The 24,866-nt window shown below is 69.2% G+C and carries 12 protein-coding genes; 7 read left to right on the forward strand and 5 right to left on the reverse strand.

Annotated features, from left to right (window positions below; all coding sequences use genetic code 11):
• Positions 1–496: 496 nt before the first annotated feature.
• Positions 497–3,019, forward strand: a complete 2,523-nt coding sequence (locus WMF14_RS40930; protein ID WP_437795539.1) for a hypothetical protein — start codon at positions 497–499, stop codon at positions 3,017–3,019.
• A gap of 159 nt (positions 3,020–3,178) precedes the next feature.
• Here the strand turns inward: WMF14_RS40930 and WMF14_RS40935 are convergent, their stop codons facing one another.
• Complete coding sequence (locus WMF14_RS40935) at positions 3,179–4,708, reverse strand: hypothetical protein (protein WP_437795542.1); 1,530 nt, start codon at positions 4,706–4,708, stop codon at positions 3,179–3,181.
• A gap of 908 nt (positions 4,709–5,616) precedes the next feature.
• Between WMF14_RS40935 and WMF14_RS40940 the strand changes: the two genes are divergently transcribed.
• The 6 genes from WMF14_RS40940 (at position 5,617) to WMF14_RS40965 (ending at position 21,067) form a co-directional block, all read left to right on the forward strand.
• Positions 5,617–5,763 (forward strand): hypothetical protein, encoded by a 147-nt coding sequence (locus WMF14_RS40940; protein ID WP_437795544.1) that lies wholly within the window; start codon positions 5,617–5,619, stop codon positions 5,761–5,763.
• 234 nt (positions 5,764–5,997) lie between these two features.
• On the forward strand, positions 5,998–10,785 hold the full coding sequence (locus tag WMF14_RS40945; protein ID WP_437795547.1) for an AAA family ATPase: 4,788 nt from the start codon (positions 5,998–6,000) through the stop codon (positions 10,783–10,785).
• Positions 10,746–11,849 (forward strand): ATP-binding protein, encoded by a 1,104-nt coding sequence (locus tag WMF14_RS40950; protein WP_437795550.1) that lies wholly within the window; start codon positions 10,746–10,748, stop codon positions 11,847–11,849. Before WMF14_RS40945 ends, WMF14_RS40950 begins: the two co-directional genes overlap by 40 nt.
• A complete protein-coding gene (locus WMF14_RS40955; protein ID WP_437795552.1) occupies positions 11,846–12,124 on the forward strand; it encodes a response regulator in 279 nt (92 codons plus the stop codon). The genes WMF14_RS40950 and WMF14_RS40955 overlap by 4 nt, the downstream gene beginning before the upstream one ends.
• Before the next feature lie 553 nt (positions 12,125–12,677).
• Positions 12,678–19,049, forward strand: a complete 6,372-nt coding sequence (locus WMF14_RS40960; protein ID WP_437795554.1) for an AAA family ATPase — start codon at positions 12,678–12,680, stop codon at positions 19,047–19,049.
• Positions 19,046–21,067: an ATP-binding protein gene (locus WMF14_RS40965; RefSeq protein WP_437795556.1), complete on the forward strand. Its 2,022-nt coding sequence runs from the start codon at positions 19,046–19,048 to the stop codon at positions 21,065–21,067. The genes WMF14_RS40960 and WMF14_RS40965 overlap by 4 nt, the downstream gene beginning before the upstream one ends.
• On the opposite strand, the gene WMF14_RS40970 is transcribed toward WMF14_RS40965, so the two are convergent.
• The 4 genes from WMF14_RS40970 to WMF14_RS40985 all read right to left on the reverse strand — a co-directional run bounded on the left by WMF14_RS40970 (position 21,016) and on the right by WMF14_RS40985 (position 24,807).
• Complete coding sequence (locus tag WMF14_RS40970; protein ID WP_437795559.1) at positions 21,016–21,297, reverse strand: hypothetical protein; 282 nt, start codon at positions 21,295–21,297, stop codon at positions 21,016–21,018. The two genes, WMF14_RS40965 and WMF14_RS40970, sit on opposite strands and share 52 nt — an antisense overlap.
• A 142-nt stretch (positions 21,298–21,439) precedes the next feature.
• A complete protein-coding gene (locus tag WMF14_RS40975; protein ID WP_437795562.1) occupies positions 21,440–22,153 on the reverse strand; it encodes a hypothetical protein in 714 nt (237 codons plus the stop codon).
• A gap of 293 nt (positions 22,154–22,446) precedes the next feature.
• Positions 22,447–23,178, reverse strand: coding sequence for a PspA/IM30 family protein (locus WMF14_RS40980; RefSeq protein ID WP_272102502.1), 732 nt, complete (start codon positions 23,176–23,178; stop codon positions 22,447–22,449).
• Positions 23,179–23,265: 87 nt separating this feature from the next.
• Positions 23,266–24,807, reverse strand: coding sequence for a hypothetical protein (locus tag WMF14_RS40985; protein WP_437795565.1), 1,542 nt, complete (start codon positions 24,805–24,807; stop codon positions 23,266–23,268).
• Positions 24,808–24,866 lie beyond the last annotated feature (59 nt).

Raw genomic sequence — 24,866 nt, forward strand, 5'->3', positions numbered from 1 at the left:
CGCAGCCACAGCTCGAGGCCGAGAAGGCCACGCTGCTGACCAAGCTGAGCAGGCCGAGGATGGGCGCGGCACGAAGCACAGGTGAAGCACGGCGCATACGCAGCAACGATTCAAACGCCTTCCGACAGGCCGATCCAGCCGAATCGTCACAGGGCGCTGACGTCGCATCACACGTGCGCCGCCCGCAACACAACGCGCCTCGGCGGAGCGTTGGGAGCACCACGTCGCACCCTGGCGCGACCAGATTTGCCGCGGCGCCGCGGCCCGGGATTCACCGCGGCGCCGCGGCCCGGTCGGAGATCGCGGCGCACCGGAGGACGATAGAGGCGGGCGCGACGGCTGCGCCTGCGGCCCTGGGGAGCGACCTTCTCGTCGCACAGCCGATGTTTTTGGCGCGGCGGACCCGGGTGGACAATTGTATTGATTCGACCACGATGCGACGCTCAGGCTGCCCGGGGCGTCCCGCGCCCCCTCGAGGCCGCGGCCTTCAGCGATTATGGCGAAGACTTACCGTCCGCGGATCCCCAAGCCCTTTCGCATCCCGCGCCCGATGGGCGCGCAGTCGGATGCGGCGCGCTTCGGGTGGCTCAGGCCCGAGGTGCTCTCGATCGTCGCGGGGGCGCTGATCGCCGCCGTGGCGCCGCTCGATCGGCTCGACTACGTGGCGCGCGGCCTCACCGCGGCCGCGCTCGCCGACGCCGCGCCGTCCGCGCAGGTGCTGCTCGTCACGGCCTCGCCCGAGTCGCTGCGCGAAGGGCTCTGCGAGCGCTCGCTCCCCGGGCTGCTCGAGCGCGGGCGCGCGCGCGGCGCGCTGCTGATCCCCCCGGCGGACGCGTTCTGCGGCGGCGACGCCGCGAGCGCCGCGAACACCACGCGCGCCGCGAACGCCACGAGCGCCGCAAACGCCACGCGCGCCGCGGGCGCCGCGCCGGTCGTCCGGATGCCGCCCGAGCTGCTCCGCCTGAGCGCCGGCGATGTCGTCGGCTTCTTCCCGCTGGCGCCGGGGGAGCGCGCGCCGGAGCTCGGCGCGCTCGGCGTCTCGGCGGCGCCCTGGGTGCTCAAGAAGGCGCCGCAGAGCGTCCCGGCGGTCAGCCTGCGCGATCTCGCGGACGGCCAGGTCCCCGCGAGCGCGCTCGAGGGCCGCGTCGCCGTGGTCGCGGTGGGCGCCGGCGGCGTTGCCCCCCAGGCGGTCGCGACGTCGGCCCTGCCGCCGGGGAGGGGCATCGCCGCGGTGCTCGGCGGGTTGCTCGACGGCGGCCGGCGCGCCGCGGCGCCGGCGTGGGTGCCGGCGCTGTTCGTGCTGCTCGCGGGCGGGCTCGTGTGGATCGCGCGCCGCCGCTACGGGAGCCTTGTCGCCACGGTCGCGCTGTTCCTCGGCGTGTTCGCGCTCGCGGCGGGGCAGGGCGTGCTCGCCGCGCGGGCCGAGGCGAGCCTCATTGCGCTTCCGAGCGCGCTGTTCGGCCTCGCTGTCGCGTTCACGGGGGTCATGATCGTGCGCGGGCTCGTCGTCCAGCGCTCCGTCGATCGCGCCGCGGAGCTCATCCAGCGCGCCGCGCTGTTCCGCATGCAGGGGGTCCACACGCTGCCGGACGAGGAGTTCTGGCCGCGCGTGGCGCGCCTCGCGGAGCAGGCGCACCCGGCCGATCTCGTGCTCATCGCGGAGCTGCCCGCGGGGAGCTGGCACCTCCGGTTCTGGAACGACAGGCAGGGCGGCGGCGAGAGCTTCGTCGCCGAGCTCCGCCGCGACGTCCGCCGCCCCCCGTACAGCAGCGAGCAGGGCGTGCCGGCGATCCGCCTCTCGCGCCGGTTCCTGGCCAAGCAGGACATGCCGGCGGTCGTGGTCCCGCTCATCGCGTTCGGCGAGATCGAGGGGTACGTGTTCTTCTGCGGCCCGGTCGCCGAGCAGACGTTCTCGCGCGAGCCGGAGCGGGCCGAGCACGTCGGCCGCGAGCTCGCGCTGCTCCTGCGCAGGAAGCGCCTCGCGCGCACGGCGCAGGCCGGCGCGGGCGAGGCGCGCGGCGGCGGCTCGCCGGAGGACGATCTGGTCGAGGGCGCGCGCGTCGCGCTCGACGACCTCCAGCTCTTCGGCTCGATGCTGCGCAGCGCGCCGGTCGGGCTGCTGTACGCGGACGCCTTCGGCGACGTCCGCTTCGTCGCGCCGGAGTTCGCGAAGTGGCTGCGGGCGCGCGACGTCACGGTGCCCGCGGAGAGCGCGAGCGCCGCGCTCCCGCCGGGCTCGCTCACGCTGGGCGACGTCCTCGGCGCCACGTCCGCGAGCGACGCCGCCGTGTCGCTCTCCAGCGTGATGGCGAGCGACGACGGCATCGAGCTGAGCGTCAGCGCGCCCGAGCCGGCCGTGCTCTCGGTGCGCCCGCTGCGGCGCGAGTCCGACGGCTCCTCGTGGATCGCGGGCTACGTCGCCGCGCTCATCCCCGTCCAGCAGGCCGCCCCGGTGTCCGACAACGTGCGGCCGCTCGCGGTGCGCGACGCCGCCGATCCGCTCTGCGCTTTTCAGCTCGGCGACGTCGTGGCCGATGCCGTCGCGAGCGCCGCCCGCGCGACGGGCCGGGCCGTGCGGCTCGAGCCCATCCGCGGCGCGACGCACGCCCTCGGGCACCGCGGCGAGCTCGAGCAGGTGCTCGAGGCGTTCCTCACCGACGTCGCGGGCCGCGGGCTCCCTGGCCATGGCCCGGTCGTGTCGGTGCGCGAGGCGCCCCAGGGCGTCCAGCTGTCGATCCTGGACGTCGGCTTCGGCCTGGGGCTGCCCGAGTCGGCGCTCCAGCGCGTGCTCACCGCCCCTGGCTCCGCCCCGGCGGGTCTGGAGCCGCTCGGCCGGCTGATCGTGGCCGTCGAGGACAGCCACGGTCACGCAGAGCTCAAGACGAACGACGGCTGGGGCATCACGCTCACCGTGACGCTCCTCAGGGCGCACCCGCGCGCGTTCGTGTCCGCGAACGAGGGCGGCAAGCCGGCCGCGCAGCAGAACGTCATCGCGATCGGCAGGGCGGGCCCGAAGTAGGCGCGGGCGCCGGGGGGGACGAGCACACGGGGGCGGCGCGGGTGCGCGCCGCCCGAGGAGGTGGTGCCGGGCTGACGCGATCGCTTCGTCGCCTGGGACAACGCCGCTCCGGCGCTGGTCCGGGGCGTGGAGGGGGTGTGAGGGCCCGGCGTGGCGCGATCAGGTCGCGGGCACGACGGTGATCTCGCCGGTGGTGTAGAGCGCCGAGGTGTCCCAGGCGAGGCCTGGGGCGAGCGGCAGGGCGATGTTCACGGCGGCGAACGTCCCCGCGAGGCCGCCACCCCAGCCGAGCAGCGCAACGGTGTCCCCGACCTGGAACGGCACGGAGCCGTCGGCCGGCACGACCTCCAGCGCCCCATCGACGAGGAGGTCCCCGTCGACCTGGAGGAGCGGCGAGGGGCTCGATCCCCCGACGACGATCCTCAGGGCGGCCCCCGGCCCCTGGCTGTAGCTGCCGACGATGTCCGTCGCCGGGTGAGCCTCTCCGACCGAGAGCTCGCCGGACTGCATGTTGGCGAGATCGCCCACGAAGCTGCCGGTTTCGAGGCGCCCGCCGGCGAAGTCGAGGTCTCCCGCCTCGATCTCCATGGCGCCCGCGATGAGGTCGCCGTCCTCGATGCGCACGGAGGGCCCCAGGTAGGGATAGAGCCCGACGGCCTTCGGCGCGGTCCGGAGGAGGCCGTCGATGCTCACGAAGGCGTCCTTGCCGACCACCATCGACGGAGACCGATTGCCGCTGGCAAAGACGGTGACGTCGCCGCTGTTGAGCCATGACGAGTAGACGTCGTTCACCTTGATGAAGGCCCCGCCAAGCTCGGAGTGGATCTCGGTATCTTCCGTCACGAGGCTCCCGTACGCCCCGATGGTGAGCTCGCCGTTCCCTTGCACCGTCCCCACGCGAAAGAGCCCCTGGTTGGTCCACGTACCACCCCAACCATGCACGCTGGCCGAGGGGCGCATCAGAGCATCTCGGTAGCCGATCCTGGCATTGATCGTGGAGACCTCGCCCCGGTCGATGTCCAGCGTGCCCAGGCTGTGCGCACCCAAGACGAACTCTCCTGTGCTCACCCACTTCGTCCCGGAGCCTGCCACGGTCACCTGGCCGTTGCAGATCGAGCAGCCCAACCCACCGCCGATGTAGACATTGTTCGAGAAGAAGCTCGCCCCTTGCTTGAGCTCGACGCTGCCCTGCGCCCGGAGGCCGACGTACGTATCCCCCAGGCTCGTCACGGTGGCGTCATACCCTTCGACGCGCAGGACCCCATGGTTCTGGGAGGAGCGATCGCCCACCACGAGATCCTCGGTGAGCACCTCGGCGCCGTTCTGGACGAGGAGCAGCCCATGACAATCATCGCCGCTGACGCAGATCTGGATGGATCCGCTGTTGGTCCACTTCGAGCCGTACCCGATGACCTGAACCGTGCCGCTGCGATCATTTCCTAGCAATGCGCCCGCGCTGAGCAGCTGCCCGCCGCTCGCGACGATCACCTCCCCGCTATTGAAGGAGGGCTCCCAGGGGTTGCTCGCGCCGCCGACGCGGAGGGTGCCCGACCCCAGATCCCACGGGTCACTCGGGCTTCCGGGCGACACGTCCCCCGTGATGGTCACGTATGCGTGAGCTGTCCCCGCCATGCCCAGCGAGGTAGCCGCGAGCAGGGTCGATAGAGCATATCGGATGTGCTTGTCCATGAATCATACCCTCCGCCAATGGCTAATGGTCATGAGAGCCCACCGTCGCCCTGATACCCCCGCGACGCGGGAGCGTCATGCGCGCGCAGTCCCCCACGATTAGATATATAGATGAATCAGTCGACCACGACAACACAATTTAGTAAGTCAGTTGCATTTGGTGCATTTGGTGCGCTTGGCGCATCTTGGTCCGGACGAGATGGTCCAGGCTGCAGAGATCAGGCCGTGAGCCCCCGCGGTCCCCTTGGCCGGGCACCGCAGGATCATGCGCGGTCGGACTCCGAGCGACTGGTCCACTGGTCATGAGAGTCCGCCGTCGCCCTGATACCCCTGCGACGCGGGAGCGCCATGCACGCGCGGTCTCCCACGATTAACTCTGTAGATGCGTCAGTCGACTATGGCAACACAATTTAGTAAGTCGCCGGATTTTAGTCGGGACGGGATGGGCCAGGCCGCAGAGATCAGGCCGTGAGCCCCCGCGGTTCCCGTCGCCGGGCACCGCGGGTTCGCCGGAATGAGGGAGCCACCAAGGCGCTATGAGACGCCAAGATCTTTGTGCTTTTCTTGGCGTGTTTGGCGCGCTTGGCGGTTCCAGAGACCCCACCGTCGGCCAAAGCACCCCACCACCCATCGCCGCGCAGCCGGGGCGAAGCCCCCGGATGTCCCACCGCGCGCCGCGCGCGCCCCCGCCCTGCTCCTGTCTATCAACAGCGCTTCCAGCGCGAACCGGCCGGCCCGGTCGATCGCGCTCCCAGCGGAATCGGCTGCGACCCATCGCGATCTCCTCGAGCCCAGGCGATGCCCGAGGGTCCCCGCCGGGTACCACGAATCGATACGGCGCGTGTCCCTCCGATGCCACGCGCAGCCGAGACATTCACGCCCTCGGGCACCGCGGCGAGCTCGGGCAGGTGCTCGAGGCGTTCCTGACCGACGTCGCGGGCCGCGAGCTCCCTGGCCACGGCCCCGTGGCGTCGGTGCGCGAGGCGCCCCGGGGCGTGCAGCTGTCGATCCTGGACGTCGGCTGCGGCCTGAGGCTCCCCGAGTCGGCGCTCTAGCGCGTGCTCACCGCCCCTGGCTCCGCCCCGGCTGGTCTGGAGCCGCTCGGCCGGCTGATCGTGGCGGTCGAGGCGACCGGCGCCTGAACCTGGTTCGCTAGGATGTTGGCGGACCGGGGGGCGTCGGCAGCGCCAACCCCCTGGCGGCACAGCTCGGTGCAGACCTCCCCCGCGGAGATATAACTGGTTGAATGCACCGCCTTTCACGGGCAGGCGAGCGAGGTTAGGCTGTCGATGTTCGTCGAAAGAGGCTATGCGCTCCGCGAGAAGATCGAGGAACACGCTGATTTCAGCATGTTCCGCGCGTGCCGCGAGGGCGACGGTCTCCCCGTCTTGCTGAAAGTCCTGCGCGCGGAGAGAGCGACTCGCGCCGAGATCGCGCGCTTCAAGCACCAGTGCGAGCGCATCGCGCAGCTCGCCTCACCCCGCCTCGTCGCGCTGCGCGGCGTCGAGGAGCTCGCCGGCGCCCTGATCGTCGTTCTCGAGGACTTCCCGGGCCCCGATCTCGCGCGGATCCTCGCCGCGCGACCGTCGCGCAGAATGCCGCTCTGCGAGGCGCTCGATCTCACGGCCGCGCTCGCCGAAGGCCTCGCCGCCGTGCACGCGGCGGGGCTCATCCACCGCGATCTGCGCCCGCACAACGTGCTCGTCGACGCAGGCGGCGCGGTCAAGATCACGAGCTTCGGCATCGACGCCGAGATCACCCGCGCCCACGAGCGGCTCTACGCGCCGGCGGTCATCGCCGACGTGCTGCCCTATGTCTCCCCCGAGCAGACGGGCCGCATGAACCGTGGCGTCGACTACCGGACGGACCTCTACGCGCTCGGCGTCATCCTTTACCAGATGCTCGCGGGTCAGCGCCCCTTCGAGGCCCGCGACCCGATGGAGCTCATCCACGCGCACCTCGCCCTCGCACCCGCGCCGCCGTCCCGCGTCGATCCGACGATCCCCGAGGCCCTCTCCGGCGTCGTGCTCAAGCTGCTCGCGAAGAACGCCGAGGACCGCTATCAGAGCGCCGAGGGCGTGCTCGCCGACCTCGACCGCTGTCGCGAGGCCCTGCGCGGCACGGGGACGATCGAGCCCTTCATCGCGGGCCAGCACGATCGCCAGGACCTGTTCCGGATCCACCAGAAGCTCTATGGCCGCGAGCAGGACATCGAGGCCCTGACCGCCGCGTTCGAGCGCGCGCTCGAGGGCAGCCGCGAGAGCGTCCTCGTCTCCGGCTACTCGGGCATCGGCAAGTCCTCGCTCGTGCAGGAGATCCTGCGGCCGCTCGCGCGGCAGAAAGGCTATTTCACGAGCGGCAAGTACGACCAGTACAACCGCGACGCGCCCTACAGCGCGGTGATCCTGGCGTTCGACGGCCTGGTGCGGCAGATCCTCACCGAGAGCGAGGCGCGCATCCAGCGCTGGCGCAGCGCGATCCTCGAGGCGCTCGGGCCGAACGCGCAGGTCGTCTGCGACGTCATCCCCTCGCTCGGCCATGTGCTCGGCGCGCAGCCGCCCGTGCCGGCGCTCGGCCCGCTCGAGGCGCAGAACCGCCTGAGCCGGTGCTTTTTGCTGTTCGTCTCGGTGTTCGCGCGCAGCGCGCACCCGCTCGTCCTGTTCCTCGACGATCTCCAGTGGATCGACCCCGCGAGCCTCGGGCTGCTCCGCTCTCTCCTCGCCGACGACTCGTTCGAGGCGCTCTTCTTCTGCGGCGCCTACCGCGACAACGAGGTGTCGCCCGGGCACCCGTTCATCCGGGCCATCGAGGAGCTCAAGCTCGCCGGGCTCGTCGTGCGCGACATCGTCCTCGCCCCGCTCGCGCGCCCGCACCTGCTCCAGATGCTCTCGGACAGCCTCAAGCGCGACGACTGCGGGCCGCTCGTCGATGCGGTGCAGAAGAAGACCGGCGGCAACCCGTTCTTCGTCAAGCAGTTCGTCCGGTCGCTGCACGACCACGGCGTGCTCACGTTCGCTGCCGGGTCAGGCTGGCGTTGGGACCTCGCCAGGATCGACGCGCTCGCGTACACGGACAACGTCGTCGACCTCATGGTGCGCACCATCGCGCGCCTGCGGCCGGAGGCGGTGGAGGCGCTCAAGCTCGCCGCGGCGATCGGCAACCGGTTCGACCTCGACATGCTCGCCACCGTGAGCGAGTGCTCACAGGAAGAAGCGTACAGCCGCCTCGATCCCGCCGTGCGCGAGGGGTTCGTGACGCCCGGGCGCGATGGCTACGGCTTCGCCCATGACAAGGTCCAGGAGGGCGCCTACGCCATGATCCCGGAGGCGGACCGGCCCGCCTTCCACCTCCGGATCGGCCGACTGCTGGCGAGCAAGCTGGACCTGTCCGAGAGCCAGAACCTCTTCGACGTCGTCAGCCACCTGAGCAGCGCAGGCGACCTCGTGTCGGACCCCGCGGAGCGCCTGTTCCTGGCCCGCATGAGCCTCGAGGCCGCCTGCCGTGCCGAGGACTCGTCCGCCTTCGACGCCGCCCTGCGCTACCTGAAGCTCGGTTTTCTGCGCCTTCCGGAGGACGCCTGGACGTCGCAGTACCCGCTCCGCCGCGAGTACGGGATGAAGACGGGCCTCATCCTCGCGCTCTGTGGCCAGCACGACGACGCCCTCGCGGTCCTCTCCGAGTGCCTGGAGCGCGCCACGAGCCGGCTCGATCGCACCGAGGTGCTGCGGCTCAAGATAGGCGTGCAGGTGCTCAAGAACGACCTGCCCGCCGCGCTCGCGGAGGGACTCGCGGCCCTGCGCCCGTTCGGCATCGACCTGCCCCCCTTCCCTGGCGAAGCGATGGTCGACGCCCAGATTCGGGCGACGATGGCTCTCGTCCACGAAAAGACGTTCGAGGCGCTGCCAGACCTGCCGCCGCTCGCAGACGCGGAGATCCGCGCCATGCAGGACGTGCTCGAGGAGCTCTGCTTTCCATGCGCGTCTTTGAGCCCCAACAACTTCGGCATCGCGGTCGCGAAAGTCCTCGAAAACACGCTCCGCCACGGACTATCGAAGCACGCGATCTGCGGCTGCATCAGCTTCGGGTACTTCCTGTGCGGCCGCGGTGACATCGAGCTCGGCTATCGCTTCGGCCGCGCCGCCATCGACCTTTCGGAGCGATATCCGGACAAGAAGTCCGAGGCGATGCTTCGGTTTTCTTGGGGCTGCCTCGTGCAGCCCTGGAGAGAGAGCTACCCCGCCTGCAAGGAGTCGCTGCTCATCGCTATGCACGCCGGGCTCGAAACGGGCCAGTACGTCTGGGCGTTCTACGCCACAATCAACGGCATCACGAACAGCGTCCTGCGCGGCCTCCCGCTCTCCGACCTCCTCGCCGAGGCGAAGGGTTACCAGCCGATATGCAAGCTCGACACGGGCAACACCATTACCTGGAAGTTGGGCGCCGCCGCACAGCTTGCGCATCAGCTCTCAGTCGAGACCAAGTGCCCCGCCAAGCTCAAGGGCGCATGGGTCGATATCGACGAGGTGATCGAGGACCCGCGCTGGAGCGGCAACGTGGTCTCCCTCTTTTTCGCCCATTTGTACGTCGTGCTCCTCGACGTCTTCCAGGGCGCGTTCGAGGAAGCGGCGCGCGCCGCGCTCTCGCTGAACCTCGAGATCCCGACCGTGGCGGCCTGGTTCGGCGCCCCCGCATTGCATTTCTATGCCGGCGTCGCGCTCACGCAGGCGGCGGACGTGGTCTCCCCGGAAGAGCGCGCGCTCTTCCTCGCCCGCGCGGAGCTCTTTGCTGAAAAACTCTCGCGCTGGGCGGAGCTCTGCCCGGAGAACCTGGCGCACCGCAGCGCCCTGCTCGGCGCCGAGCTCGCGCGCACCCGCGGCAATGCGGAGACCCTGTTCTTGACGGCCGAGGCGAGGGCGGAGGGCACCCAGATCGAGGTGCGTATTCCCCACGAGCCCGAAGCCTCCCCTTCGGATCTTCCGGCACCCCTCCTCAACTACGTCCGGCGCAGTCGAGAGAAGGTGATCCTGGACGACGGGACGGCACGGAATCCCATCGTCGCCAGCGACGACCTCTATCGGTACCCCAAATCCGCCCTCTGCCTGCCCATCCTGCGGCAGGCGGAGCTCGTGGGGCTTCTCTACATGGAAAACGACCTCATCGCCGGCGCGTTCACCCCGGAGCGGCTTTCGGTGCTGGAGCTGCTCTCGGCCCAGGCCGCCATCTCGATCGCCAATGCCACGCTCTACGCCGACCTGCTCCAGGAGAACAGCGAACGCCGCCGAGCCGAGCAGGCCGTGCGGGACGGCAAAGAGCTGCTGCAGTCGATCGTCGACAACTCCACAGCGATCATCTACCTCAAGGATCTCGAGGGTCGCTACCTGATGATCAACCGGCGCTACGCCGAGCTGTTCCACGTCAGTGAGCAAGCGATCGTCGGCCGAACCGACTACGATGTCTTTCCCGGGGAGCGGGCCGATGCCTTCCGCGCCGTCGACCAACAGGTGCTGGCCACCGGAACGGCGCTGCAGGCCGAGGAAGTGGTCCCCCAGGACGATGGGCTGCACACCTACATCTCTCTCAAGTATCCCCTGTGCAACGCGGCGGGGCAGCCCTATGCCGTCTGCGGCATTTCCACCGACATCACCGAGCGCAAGCAGGCTGAAGCGGAGCGCCAAGGCCGCAAGACGGCCGAAGCCGAGAGCCGTGCGAAAACCGAGTTCCTGAGGAACATGAGCCACGAACTGCGCACGCCGCTAAATTCGATCCTCGGCTATGCCCAGATCCTGAAGCGCTCCCTGGCGCTCGAGCACCGCGAGGCGATAGGGCTCAACACCATCCAGCAGAGCGGCCAGCACCTCTTGACCCTCATCAACGACCTTTTGGACCTGGCCAAGATCGAGGCGGGCAAGCTCGAGCTCTACCCCGAACCGATCCCTCTCTCGACCTTCCTCACGGTCGTCACCGACATCATCCGCGTCAGGGCGGAGCAGAAGAGCCTTTACTTCATCTATGAGGCCACGCCCCCCTGCCCCAGGCGGTGCTGGCCGACGAAAAGCGCCTGCGCCAGGTGCTGCTGAACGTCCTGGGCAATGCGGTGAAATTCACCGATCGGGGGCGGGTGCGCTTCGGGGTGCAGGCGCTCGCCCATGACAGGGTCGCGGTGCGCCTGCGGTTCGAGGTGGAGGATACCGGCGTCGGAATGACGCCGGAGCAGCTGGCCAAGCTCTTCCAGCCCTTCGAACGGGTGGGGGATGTGCGGCGTCGCGCCGGGACCGGCCTTGGGCTGATGATAAGCCGCCAGCTAGTGCACCTCATGGGCAGCGAGATCCACGTGCAAAGCCGACCTGGCGAAGGCAGCCGCTTCTGGTTCGAGGTGACGCTGCCGGTGACCGAGCTCGCAGCATCCCTCCAGCCCTCCGAGCGGGACGCCATCGGTTACGAGGGGCCGCGCCGGAAGGTGCTGATTGCCGACGACGTGGTAGGCAATCGGGCGGTGCTCTCGGACCTGCTGAGCGGCCTGGGTTTCGAGATCTGCGAGGCGACCAATGGCCAGGAGGCGGTCGAGCAGGAGATGGCGGCGTCGCCGGATCTGGCGGTGATGGATCTGGTCATGCCGGTGATGGGGGGCCTGGAAGCCATGCAGTGCATTTGTCGCAATCGCCAGGCTCGTGGGCTCGCGCGGCTGCCGTTCATCGTGGTCTCCGCGAGCGCCAACGAGGAAGACCACGCTTGGAGCATTGCCGCCGGCGCCGACGCCTTCCTCACCGAGCCGATTGACCAGGAAAGCCTGCTGCGGATCATCGGCGCCCGGCTCGGGCTCACCTGGCTCTATGCCAGACCGGCCGAGAAGCAAGCCGGGGACGGGGAGGGCACGGAGCTCGTGGTGCCACCCCGAGAGCAGATGGAAGTCCTGCATACCCTGGCCCTGAAGGGCAACATGCGTGACATCCGAAAGCGGGCGGCCTACCTGACCACCCTTGACGAACGCTACCGCCCCTTCGCCGACCGCCTGGATCGCCTGGCGCAAAGCTGCCAGTCCAAGGCGATCCGCAGCCTGGTCGAGGAGCGCCTGCAGGGGGGCGAGCCGGAGGCGAGGCTGGGGCTTTCGCCGAGGCGCATCGGGGGCGACCAGCGATCATGAGCAGAGCCACAGCGTCCGGTGCTCGCACCCGCACGCTCCTGTTCGTGGATGACACGCCAGCCAATCTCACCGTGCTGGTGGATCATCTGGAATGCGTGGGTCATCAGGTGCTCATCGCAGAGGGCAGTGACGAGGCTTTGGAGCGGACCCGCCTCATGCGACCCGACCTGATCCTGCTGGACGTGGTGATGCCGGACATCAACGGTTTCGAGACGTGCCCCGCAGGCTGTGGAGTGAACGCGGCCCCTCGATGCATGGATAAGTTGTTGATATAGGTAGTTGGACGCCGCCGTGCCGAGCGTGAAGCGGGTGCCCGGCGTGGGCTCGCCGCGGCGGTGCCCCGCTGCACGACTCCTTGAACAGGAGCTCTCCTGCGGGTGATGGTAGCGCTCGCTCACCCGAAGGACGCTCATGAAGGACTTCCCCTCTGCTCGACTGGAATCACGAGCTTTCTCCGCCGACGCATCGGGCACTGCAGCTGGAAGAGCCGCCAGCAGTTCGTTACACCGCCTTGCCATCAAACGTAAACTGCCCGTTGTTCCCGTTGAGGGGGGCGCAAGGATAGGCGCATCGTGGTTTAGGAAACGATGCAAGGCGGTGTAACCACCTGGACGCGAGTTGGCGGGAGTACGACCAGCTCTACGCTCACCCGTTCAGATGGTCCTGGACGCGGGAGAGGATGCACCGCTGGGTTGAGCGGAATGCCTCGTGATGATATTAAAAGCTTATCGAACAGTCCACCAGGGAACCAAGTGAGAGCTTGAGCTCGGTGAAAGCTCCGGTCGCGGCGCGCGAGCGGGCGGGGGGCGTGGGCAGCGCCAAGCCCCGGTGGTGCGGCCCAATCCCTGTACCAAGTCTCCCCTCGTCCATATACTTGATACTTGGTCGCGTGAGCCGCCTTTCACTGGCGAGCGAGCAGGGGAGTCGATGATCATCGGGACAGGCTATGCGCTCGTCGAGAAGATCGAGGAGAACGCCGATTTCAGCCTAATCCGCGCGTGCCGCGAGGGCGACGGTCTCCCCGTCTTGCTGAAAGTCCTGCGCGCGGAGAGAGCGACTCGCGCCGAGGTCGCGCGCTTCAAGCACCAGTGCGAGCGCATCGCGCAGCTCGCCTCACCCCGCCTCGTCGCGCTGCGCGGCGTCGAGGAGCTCACCGGCGCCCTGATCGTCGTTCTCGAGGACTTCCCGGGCCGCGATCTCGCGCGGATCCTCGCCGCGCGCCCGTCGCGCACAATGCCGGTCAGCGAGGCGCTCGATCTCACGGCCGCGCTCGCCGAAGGCCTCGCCGCGGTGCACACGGCGGGGCTCATCCACCGCGATCTGCGCCCGCACAACGTGCTCGTCGGCGCGTGCGGCGCGGTCAAGATCACCAGCTTCGGCGTCGACGCCGAGATCACCCGCGCGCACGAACGGCTCTACGCGCCGGCGGTGATCGCCGACGTGCTGCCCTATGTCTCCCCCGAGCAGACAGGCCGCATGAACCGCGGCGTCGACTACCGGACAGACCTCTACGCGCTCGGCGTCATCCTTTACCAGGTGCTCACGGGCCAGCGCCCCTTCGAGGCCCTGGATCCGATGGAGCTCATCCACGCGCACCTCGCCCTCGCCCCCGCGCCGCCGTCCCGCCTCGACCCGACGATCCCCGAGGCCGTCTCCGGCGTCGTGCTCAAGCTGCTCGCGAAGAACGCCGAGGACCGTTACCAGAGCGCCGAGGGCCTGCTCGCCGACCTCGACCGCTGTCGCGAGGCCCTGCGCGCCGCGGGGACGATCGAGCCCTTCGTCGCGGGCCAGCACGACCGCCACGACCTGTTCCGGATCCACCAGAAGCTCTATGGCCGCGAGCAGGACATCGAGGCGCTGACCGCCGCGTTCGAGCGCGCGCTCGAGGGCAGCCGCGAGAGCGTCCTCGTCTCCGGCTACTCGGGCATCGGCAAGACCTCGCTCGTGCAGGAGATCTTGAGTCCGCTCGCGCGGCAGAAGGGCTATTTCACGAGCGGCAAGTACGACCAGTACAACCGCGACGCGCCCTACAGCGCGGTGATCCAGGCGTTCGACGGCCTCGTGCGGCAGATCCTCACCGAGAGCGAGGCGCGCATCCAGCGCTGGCGCAGCGCGATCCTCGAGGCGCTCGGGCCGAACGCGCAGGTCGTCTGCGACGTCATCCCCTCGCTCTTCCATGTGCTCAGCGCGCAGCCGCCCGTGCCGGCGCTCGGCCCGCTCGAGGCGCAGAACCGCCTGAACCGGTGCTTTTTGCTGTTCGTCTCGGTGTTCGCACGCGGCGCGCACCCGCTCGTCCTGTTCCTCGACGATCTCCAGTGGATCGACCCCGCGAGCCTCGGGCTGCTCCGCTCTCTCCTCGCCGACGACTCGTTCGAGGCGCTCTTCTTCTGCGGCGCCTACCGCGACAACGAGGTGTCGCCCGGGCACCCGTTCATCCGGGCCATCGAGGAGCTCAAGCTCGCCGGGCTCGTCGTGCGCGACATCGTCCTCGCCCCGCTCGCGCGCCCGCACCTGCTCCAGATGCTCTCGGACAGCCTCAAGCGCGACGACTGCGGGCCGCTCGTCGATGCGGTGCAGAAGAAGACCGGCGGCAACCCGTTCTTCGTCAAGCAGTTCGTCCGGTCGCTGCACGACCACGGCGTGCTCACGTTCGCTGCCGGGTCAGGCTGGCGTTGGGACCTCGCCAGGATCGACGCGCTCGCGTACACGGACAACGTCGTCGACCTCATGGTGCGCACCATAGCGCGCCTGCCGTCGGAGGCGGTGGAGGCGCTCAAGCTCGCCGCGGCGATCGGCAGCCGGTTCGAGCTCGACGTGCTCGCCACGGTGAGCGAGTGCTCGCCGGAAGAGGTGTACGGCCGCCTCGATCCCGCCGTCGGCGAGGGGCTCGTGCTCGCCGGGCGCGAGGGCTACCGCTTCGCTCATGACAAGGTCCAGGAGGGCGCCTACGCCATGATCCCGGAGGCGGACCGGCCGGCCTTCCACCTCCGGATCGGCCGGCTGCTCGCGGGCAAGCTGGACCTCTCCGAGAGCCAGAGCCTCTTCGACGTCGTCAGCCACCTGAACAGCGCCGGCGACCTCGTGTCGGACCCCGCGGAGCGGCTTTCCCTCGCCCGCATGAGCCTCGAGGCCGCCTGCCGCGCCGAGGACGCGTCCGCCTTCGGCGCGGCCCTGCGCTACCTGAAGCTCGGCCTCCTGCGCCTTCCGGAGGACGCCTGGACGTCGCAGTACCCGCTTCGCCTCGAGTACGGGATGAAGACGGGCCTCATGCTCTCGCTCTCGGGCCAGCACGACGATGCCCTCGCGGTCCTCTCCGACTGCCTGGAGCGCGCCACGAGCCGGCTCGATCGCACCGAGGTGCTGCGGCTCAAGATGAACGTGCAGGTGCTCAAGAATGATCTGCCCGCTGCGCTCGCGGAGGGACTCGCGGCCCTGCGCCCGTTCGGGCTCGACCTGCCCCTGTTCCCCGACGAAGCCATGGTCGACGCCCAGATCCGGGCGACGGTGGATCTCGTCCGGGAAAAGACGCTCGAGGCGCTGCCAGACATGCCGCCGCTCGCGGACCCGGAGATCCGCGCCATGCAGGATGTGCTCGAGGCGCTCTTCCTCCCCTGCGGGTTCTTGAGCCCCAACAACCGCGGCATCACGGTCGCGAAGCTCGTCGAGAACACGCTGCGCCACGGGCTATCGAAGCACGCGATCTTCGGCTGCATCAACTTCGCAACGTTCCTCTGCGGCCGCGGCGACATCGAGCTCGGCTACCGCTTCGGCCGCGCCGCCATCGACCTTTCGGAGCGCTACCCGGACAAGAAGTCCGAAGCGATACTCCGCAACATGTGGGGCTCCTACGTGCAGCACTGGAGGGAGGGTTACCCCGCCTGCCAGAAGTCGCTGCTCGCGGGGATGCACGCCGGGCTCGAGACGGGCCAGTACATCTGGGCGTTCTACACCGCGGTCAACGCCGTGCTGAACAGCCTCCTGCGCGGCCTCCCGCTCTCCGACCTCCTCGCCGAGGCGCAGAGCTACAAGCCGATATGCAACCTCGACAGGGGCAACGCCATCTCCTGGATGGTCGATGCGGTCGTACAGATCGCGCACCAGCTCTCGGTCGAGACCGCGCACCCGGCCAAGCTCAAGGGCGCGTGGATCGACATCGACGAGGTGATCGAGAAGGCCCGCCGGATGGGCAACGTGGTCTCGCCTCCCTCCGCCCAGATGTACATCGTGATCCTCGGCGTCTTCCAGGGCGCGTTCGAGGAAGCGGCGCGCATCGCGCTCTCGATGGACTTCGAGATCCAGAGCGTGGCGGGCTGGCTCGGCATCCCCGCGTGCCATTTCTACGCCGGCGTCGCGCTCACGCGGGCGGCGGACGTGGTCTCCCCGGACGAGCGCGCGCTCTTCCTCGCCCGCGCGGAGCTCTTTGCTGAAAAACTCTCGCGCTGGGCGGACCTCTGCCCGGAGAACATGGCGCACCGCAGCGCCCTGCTCGGCGCCGAGCTCGAGCGCATCCGCGGCGACGCGCGCGCGGCGTGGGAGCGCTACGACGAGGCGATCGCCCTCGCGCACCGCGGCGGCTACGTCCACGACGAGGCGCTCGCCAACGAGCTCGCCGGCCTTTCCTTCCGCGCGCTCGGCAAGATCACCATCGCCCGCACCTACCTGACCGAGGCGCACAGGGCCTACGGCCGATGGGGCGCGACCGAGGCGATGCGGCGCCTCGAGCGCTCGTACCCCGACCTCGTCCCGTGCGAGATCCTCCGCGGCGCGACGTGCCCGGAGGCCGACGCGCCCGCCACCACCGCGCTCGACCTAGGCTCGGTGCTCAATGCCTCCCAGGCCATCTCGGGCGAGATCGTCCTCGACCGCCTGCTCGACGCGCTCATGCGCATCCTGGTCAAGAACGCCGGGGCGAGGCGGGGCTGCTTGCTCCTCGCCCGCGCCGAGACCCTGTTCTTGGCTGCCGAGGCAAGGGCGGAGGGGTCCCAGATCGAGGTGCGTATTCCCCACGAGCCCGACGCCTCCCCTTCGGACCTGCCGGCGTCCCTGCTCAACTACGTCCGGCGAAGCCGAGAGAAGGTGATCCTGGACGACGGGACGGCACGGAATCCCATCATCGCCAGCGACGACCTCTATCGGTACCCCAAATCCGCCCTCTGCCTGCCCATCCTGCGGCAGGCGGAGCTCGTGGGGTTGCTCTACCTGGAAAACGACCTCGTCGCCGGCGCGTTCACCCCGGACCGGCTTTCAGTGCTGGAGCTGCTCGCGGCCCAGGCCGCCATCTCGATCGCCAATGCCACGCTCTACGCCGACCTGCTCCAGGAGAACAGCGAACGTCGGCGAGCGGAGCAGGCCGTGCGGGACAGCAAAGAGCTGCTGCAGTCGATCGTCGACAACTCGACAGCGGTCATCTACCTCAAGGATCTCGAGGGTCGTTACCTGATGATCAACCGGCGCTACGCCGAGCTGTTCCACGTCGGTGAGCAAGCGATCGTCGGCCGGACCGACTACGATGTCTTCCCCAAGGAGCGGGCCGATGCCTTCCGCGCCGTCGACCACGAGGTGCTGGCCACCGGAGCGGCGCTGCAAGCCGAGGAAGAGGTTCCCCAGAGCGATGCGCTGCACACCTACATCTCTCTCAAGTACCCCCTGTGCAACGCGGCGGGGCAGCCTTATGCCGTCTGCGGCATTTCCACCGACATCACCGAGCGCAAGCAGGCTGAAGCGGAGCGCCAAGCCCGCAAGACGGCCGAAGCCGAGAGCCGAGCGAAGACCGAGTTCCTGAGGAACATGAGCCACGAGCTGCGCACGCCGCTCAACGCCATCCTCGGCTATGCCCAGATCCTCAAGCGCTCCCGGGGGCTCGAAGGCCGCGAGGCGGTGGGACTGAATACCATTCAGCAGAGCGGTCAGCACCTCTTGACCCTCATCAACGACCTTCTGGACCTGGCCAAGATCGAGGCGGGCAAGCTCGATCTCTACCCCGAACCGATCCATCTCTCGACCTTCCTGACGGTCGTCGCCGACATCATCCGCGTCAGGGCGGAGCAGAAGAGCCTTTACTTCGTCTTCGAGGTCACGCCCCACCTGCCCCAGGCGGTGCTGGCCGACGAGAAGCGCTTGCGCCAGGTGCTGCTCAACCTGCTGGGCAATGCGGTGAAATTCACCGACCGGGGGCGGGTGCGCTTCGGGGTGCAGGGGCTGGCCCAGGACGGGGCCACGGCGCGGCTGCGCTTCGAGGTGGAGGATACCGGGGTCGGAATGACGCCGGAGCAGCTGGCCAAGCTCTTCCAGCCCTTCGAACGGGTGGGGGATGTGCGGCGTCGCGCCGGGACCGGCCTTGGGCTGATGATAAGCCGCCAGCTGGTGCACCTCACGGGCAGCGAGATCCACGTGCAAAGCCGGCCCGGCGAAGGCAGCCGCTTCTGGTTCGACGTGACCCTGCCAGTGGCCGAGATCGCAGCACCCCTCCGGCCCTCCGAGCGGGACGCCATCGGCTACGAGGGGCCGCGCCGGAAGGTGCTGGTTGCCGACGACGTGGTGAGCAATCGGGCGGTGCTTCTGGACCTGCTGAGCGGCCTGGGCTTCGAGGTCTGCGAGGCGGCCAATGGCCAGGAGGCCGTCGAGCAGGGGATGGCGGCGTCGCTGGATCTGGCGGTGATGGATCTGATCATGCCGGTGATCGACGGGCTGGAAGCCATGCAGTGCATTCGTCGCAATCGCCAGGCTCGGGGGCTCGCGCGGCTGCCGTTCATCGTCGTCTCCGCGAGCGCCAACGAGGAAGACCAGGCTGAGAGCATTGCCGCCGGTGCCGACGCCTTCCTCGCCAAGCCGATCGACCGGGAGAGCCTGCTGCGGATCATCGGCGCCCAGCTCGGGTTGACCTGGGTCTATGGCAGACCGGCCGAGGAGCGAGCCGGGGACGGGGAGGGCGCGGAGCTCCTGGCGCCGCCCCGAGAGGAGATGGAAGTCCTGCATACCCTGGCCCTGAAGGGCAACATGCGCGACATCCGAAAGCGGGCGGCCTACCTGACCACCCTCGACGAACGCTACCGCCCCTTCGCCGACCGCCTGCATCGCCTGGCGCAGGGCTGCCAGTCCAAGGCGATCCGCAGCCTGGTCGAGGAGCACCTGCAGGGGATGGAGCCGAGGGCGAGGCTGGGGCTGGAGCCGCGGCGCATCGGGGGCGACCGGCGACCATGAGCAGCGCCACAGCGTCCGGTGCTCGCACCCGCATTATCCTGATCGTGGATGACATGCCAGCCAATCTCAACGTGCTGGTGGATAATCTGGAATCGGTGGGTCATGAGGTACTCATCGCTGAGGACGGTGAAGAGGCTTTGGAGCGGGCCCGCCTCATGCAACCCGACCTGATCCTGCTGGACGTGTTGATGCCTGGCATCGACGGTTTCGAGACGTGCCGGCGCCTGAAAGCGGATGAAAATACCCGAGACATCTCGGTGCTCTTCATGACCTGTCTTACCGATGCGGCTGACAAGCTCGAGGGGTTCAAGGCGGGGGGCGTCGATTACATCGCCAAGCCATTCGAGATTGGAGAGGTGATAGCGCGGGTCACGACGCATCTGAGCCTGCGCGATGCGCAAAAGGAGCTCGAAGAAAAGAACGCGGAGTTGCAGCGTGCCCATGAAGAGCTGGAACAACGGGTGCGAGATCGCACGGCCGAGCTGGCCAGATCGAACGCCGCTCTCCGCGAGAGCCAGCATCTGCTTCAGGCCATCGTCGACAACACGACCGCCGTCATCTTCGCCAAGGACATCGAGGGTCGCTACATGCTCGTCAACCGCGGGTTCGAAGAGCTCTTCCAGATGCGCCGCGAGCGGGTCATCGGCAAGACCGACCATGACGTCTTCCCACGCGAGCAGGCCGAGGAGTATCGCGCCAACGATTCGCTCGTCCTGCAGCAGAATCGGGCCATCGAGCTCGACGAGCTGGCCCCCCAGAGCGACGGCGTACGCACGTACATTTCCCTCAGGTTCCCGCTGCGCGGCCCCAACGGAAAACCTGAGGGCATTTGCGGGATCGCGACCGACATCACCTCCCGCAAGCGCGCCGAGGACGTGCAGCGCCATTCCTACTCGCTCCTCGAGGCTACGCTCGAATCGACGGAGGACGGCATCCTGGTCGTCGACGGCGCGAGGCGCATCGTGCGCCATAACCACAGGGTCGCGCAGATGTGGCGCGTTCCCACCGATGTCCTCGCCAGCGGATCGGCCGATGTGTTCCTCGCGTTCGCCGGCGGCCAGCTCCGCGAGCCCGAGCTATTCCTGCAAAGCGTCCGTGACCTCGATGCCGATCCCGAGGCGAGCGTCTTCGATACGTTCCCGCTTCGGAACGGGTGGGTCTTCGAGTGTTATACGCAGCCCCAGCGCCTCGAAGGGCGCGTGGCCGGGCGGGTCTGGAGCTTCCGCGACATCACCGCGCGCGTGCAAGCCGAACAGCAACGCGATCGGCTCCTGCTGGACGAACGGCGCGCGCGCGCGGCGGCGGAGGAGGCCATCCGCCTGCGGGACGAGTTCCTCCTCATCGCCTCGCACGAGCTCCGCACCCCGATCACCACCCTGCAGCTCTCTATTCAATCGCTGGGGCAAAAGCTCTCGCGGGGCATGGACGTCGAGCGCGTGCGATCTGCGGTCGCCCTCTCCGGCCGCCAGATCAAACGCCTCGCCAACCTCGTCGACATGCTCTTCGACGTCTCCCGGATCCAGGCGGAGAGGCTCGAGCTGAACCGGGCGGCCGTCGATCTGCGCGAGGTGGTCGCCGAGGTCGTCACCCACCTCGGCGACCAGCTCGCGCAGTCGGGCAGCACGCTCGCTGTGCGCGCAGAGCAGCCGGTCACCGGTTGGTGGGACCGGTACCGCATGGAACAGGTTGTGATCAACCTCCTGACCAATGCCATCAAGTTCGGGGAAGGCGCGCCGATCGAGATCACCATTACCGCGGAAGGTGGGGTCGCACGGCTTTCGGTGACGGACCACGGGATCGGGATCCCGGCCGAGGTGCGGACGCAGCTCTTCGAGCGATTTCGCCGCGGCGTCTCGTCGCGGAATTATGGGGGGATCGGGCTCGGCCTCTATATCACGCGCACCATCGTCGAGGCGCACGGCGGACGAATTAGCGTGTCGAGCGAGGTCGGCCTGGGCTCGACCTTCTACGTCGAGCTGCCGCTCTCGACCGAGAGCGCAGCGAGCCACTGTACATAGCCGGAGCCGGTCATCCGGTGGGCTCGCCGCTGAACGCCGGGGCGAGCGCGATCGCTCATGGGAGCACACTGGGCCAGGTTCTTGGTTAACGCCGACTCGGCGCCGAGCAGCGCCGCGGCCCGCGTCGCCTGGATCAAGTGGCTCGCCACGGCCGTCGTCCGCTTGTCCTCGAGCAGAAGCTCCTCCGCGAAGAAGGCTCGCTCGTGACCGGCGGCGATGCGCTCGTCCATCTCGGCATCTCGGTGAGGTGCCCGGCGACCTCCGGCGGGAAGAGATCGTCGTTGCGTTTCCCGACGCAGGACGGGCGGTCTTCGCCGCTCTCTTCCTCGCCGGCGCCTTCTCGTCGCGGCTTCTTCTTCTCTGCGACGGGCTCTATTGGATCGAGAGGGTGACGGCGTCATCCGTCACGTCCACCACATCGAGGGTCCCGGTGAAGATCGCATCGAACGTGAAGTTGCGGAGGACGAACGAATGGCGCCCCTCGCCGATCGCCGCCGTTGCATCCGAGAAGGAGTGCTCCAGGATGTCGATATCGATGTCCCCCTCGAACTCGCGCGACGCGATCCAATAGGGATCTCCCTCGACCAGCACGGGCACCAGGGCGCACGCGTCGTTGGTGGGCTCGCCGTCGATGAAGTCGGTCTCCCCGACGCCCCAGGCCCCGTCCACGAACGTCGCGCAGCCCGCCGTGGCGGCTTCATCGGACGCGATCGCGAGCTCCGTCGTATCGAGGCTGCTGCCGCCCGCGCCGCCGCCGCCTTCGGCGCTGCCGCCCGTGCCCGCGCCGCCGCCGCCTTCCGCATTGCCGCCCGTGCCTGCGCCACCTCCGCCTTCGGCACTGCCGCCCGCGCCTGCGCCACCTCCGCCTTCGGCATTGCCGCCCGCGCCTGCGCCGCCACCGCCTTCGGCGCTGCCGCCCGTGCCTGCGCCGCCACCGCCCTCCGCCTTGCCGCCGGTGCCCGCGCCGCCGCCACCTTCGGCATGACCGCCCGCGCCCGCGCCCGCGCCGCCGCTACCAAAGCTGACCTCGTCATCCCCGCAGGCAACCAGCAAGCACCCAAGAAAGACGATCGATATCCACTTCATTCGCACCTCGGCTCTCTGTGACGCGCGACAGCGTAACATGAGCTACAAAGACGCCCCAAATATCGGCCCAGACGGCTGAACCCACAATCTCGCGACACCCCCCCGGCGGTCGCGCCGATCTGCGGGATGTCGCCCGCGCCGCTCCGTGATGGAGCCTTCGTCATCTGTCGAAGGAAGGATGCTCGCCGAGGCAGAATGACGCTCGATGCATCGCCGGCGCCGCGGAGCGCGTCCGGCGAGGACGGCCGCCGCTCCCCCGCCTCGTGCCGCGCTTCTTCTCGGTTCTCGGCCCCTCAGGACCCGATCCGGATCCGCTTCTTCAGCGCGGCGAGCTCGTCGTCGACCGCCGCCCCGCCCGGCTTGTCCGCGCTGCCGCCGCCGGCGCCCCCGCGGCCGTGCTCCAGCTGGGCGAACTTCGCCTCCAGCTCGGCCGCCGACAGCCCGCCGCCGGAGATCGCCTCCTCGATCTCGCGCGACGCCGCGACCTGCGCCACCTGCCCCTCGACCTGCTCCTCCATCCGCCGGAACTCGGAGAAGGCGCTCTGGCCGCCCCGCGCCCCGAGCCCCTCGGCGCCGCCGCCGGCGCGCTGCTGCTGGATCTGCGCCGCCAGCGTGCCCTTCCGCGCCTGGAACTCCTCCTGCTTGGCCTCCATGCGCTCGAGCTCGGTCTTCATCGAGAGCACCGCCGAGCGCTGCTCCGCGCGCATCGCCTCGGCGCGGTCGCGCTCGCCCACCACGCGCTTCTTCTGCACGAGCGCCTCGCGGGCGAGCTTCTCGTCGTTCGCCTTCAGCGCGAGCTCGGCGCGCTTCTCCCACTTCTCCGCCTCGGCGTCGAGCTCGTCGACCTTCTTGCGCAGCACCTTCTCGGCCGCCACCGCGTCGACCAGCTCCTTCCGCGCCGCGCGGACCTGGTCCTTCATCTCCTCGACGATGAGATCCAGCGACTTTTTCGGATCTTCCGCCTTGTCGAGGAGCGCGTTGACGTTGCTCGAGATGACCTTTCCCATCCGGTCGAAGATGCCCATGCCGCTAGCGTGCACCGCCCCGCCGCGCCTGTAAAGCGCCCGCGCGCGGGGCCGCAGGCGCCCCCGCGGCCCCGGGGAGACCGGCGATCAGGGCGGCGGCGGGTACGCCGGACCGAAGCTCGACTCCACGGACGACCGCGTCGTCAGCAGCGGCGTCTTCAGCGTCTCGTCCTCGTAGAGCGGCCTCACCACGCAGGTGTCCTCCCCGCACTCCCCCCCATCGACGAACGCGACGTCGGCGACCAGCCAGTACCGGGTGCTCCCGTCGGCCGGCGCGAACGTGACGGGCGCCTCCGGGTCGTAGAACCCGGTCGGGCCGAGATCCGCCCCGAGGGAGCCATTGCAGAAGATCTTGATCCGCGGATGGACCGCGTAATTCCGGCCATGAGCCGAGTAGTAATGGACGCCGATCCGCGTCCACTGGCCGAACGGCGGAAAATCCACGTTGATGTTCTCGGGCGCGCAAAAATCATCGCTGTCCGGGTTCGTGACGTCGGGGTCGCACGTGATGTTGTCGATGTCGAGCCGCGGGTTATAGCAACCCTGATCGAGATCGCGCCACGCCTGCCCGGCGCCGCGAGGGGCGAAATAACACGTGTTCTTGGCCGCCTCCGGGTCCGCATACCAGCTCACCGGCTCCGGCGGCGACGCGCCGTCGCTGAACCACCGGAGCTCCGGATCCGACCCCAGCGTGTCCACGGTGCAGTTGTTGTAACCGCAGTCGTTCGGCGAGCCGGAGACCGCCCACGGCTGCGTGTCGCCCGGCTTGTGCAGGTGCAGATCGAGATCCACCCCTTGGCCGCCGAGGTCGTGCTCCCACTCGAGCTCGACCCGCAGGCCGGGCGCGCCGACGTAAAGGGCATACTCGCAAGAGTCGGTCGCGCCGTCCGCGAGGCGCTTCGTGTAGATGACCTTGTACTCCCCCGACTGGAGCGGCTTGTAGTCATCCGCCGGGCTCGCTCCGGACACCGCCGGACAGGGATCGATGCCCGCGGGGCAAACGACGCTCCAGGTCTCCGAGCCAGGCTCGGCGTCCACGCTGAACGTGCCTGTCCCCTCCTTCAGATCCACGTTCGCGAACGGAGGCACCCTCAGCGCGTGGCACCCCGCGGGGTTCTCGCTGAAGCAGGCCTCCGTCGCGTGGCTGCCGCCGACGCACGGCCCCCAGACCCCCACCTCGTTGCAAAGCTCGGTGCCAGGAAAACACCCCTCCGCCGCGCGGTACGAGGGATCGCCCATGAAGCACGCGTGCGCCTGCCCCGCGACGCAGGAGCACGTCTCGTCGACCTGACCGTCGCAGTCGTCGTCGAGGCCGAGGTGGTTGAGATCGCAGAGCTCCTCGGGGCCGCACTGGGTCCCGCACGGGTTCACGGCAGCATCGCCCCCGCCGCCGTCGTCGTCGCCGGGGGCAGCCCCGCCAAGGCCGTCATCCGGAACGAAATCACCGCTGCCGCTGCCGCCCTCGGACGCGCCGCCGCCCGCGCCGCCTCCGCCGCCCCCGGGCGCGCCGCCGCTCGCGCCGAGCTCGGGGCGCGGGCCCGAGGCATGGCAGCCGACCGCGACGAACACACCCGATGTCGCGGCCCCGAGAAATGCGAGGAGCGCAGAGGAGACGCCGAGATGACGCATGAAACCTCCATGTCTCGCCAGCGCGCGGTGGTGCGGCTCGGGCAGGCAGGCGCGCCCGG

The sequence above is a fragment of the Sorangium sp. So ce693 genome (assembly GCF_051521375.1).
GTDB classification, from domain to species: Bacteria; Myxococcota_A; Polyangia; order Polyangiales; family Polyangiaceae; genus Sorangium; species Sorangium atrum.

Bases quoted from the DNA above. Each gene is read 5' to 3' on its own strand.
- WMF14_RS40980 (WP_272102502.1), bottom strand. From the start codon at position 23,178: ATGGGCATCTTCGACCGGATGGGAAAGGTCATCTCGAGCAACGTCAAC.
- WMF14_RS40930 (WP_437795539.1), top strand. From the start codon at position 497: ATGGCGAAGACTTACCGTCCGCGGATCCCCAAGCCCTTTCGCATCCCG.
- WMF14_RS40935 (WP_437795542.1), bottom strand. From the start codon at position 4,708: ATGGACAAGCACATCCGATATGCTCTATCGACCCTGCTCGCGGCTACC.
- WMF14_RS40945 (WP_437795547.1), top strand. From the start codon at position 5,998: ATGTTCGTCGAAAGAGGCTATGCGCTCCGCGAGAAGATCGAGGAACAC.
- WMF14_RS40975 (WP_437795562.1), bottom strand. From the start codon at position 22,153: ATGAAGTGGATATCGATCGTCTTTCTTGGGTGCTTGCTGGTTGCCTGC.
- WMF14_RS40965 (WP_437795556.1), top strand. From the start codon at position 19,046: ATGAGCAGCGCCACAGCGTCCGGTGCTCGCACCCGCATTATCCTGATC.
- WMF14_RS40985 (WP_437795565.1), bottom strand. From the start codon at position 24,807: ATGCGTCATCTCGGCGTCTCCTCTGCGCTCCTCGCATTTCTCGGGGCC.
- WMF14_RS40955 (WP_437795552.1), top strand. From the start codon at position 11,846: ATGAGCAGAGCCACAGCGTCCGGTGCTCGCACCCGCACGCTCCTGTTC.
- WMF14_RS40970 (WP_437795559.1), bottom strand. From the start codon at position 21,297: ATGGACGAGCGCATCGCCGCCGGTCACGAGCGAGCCTTCTTCGCGGAG.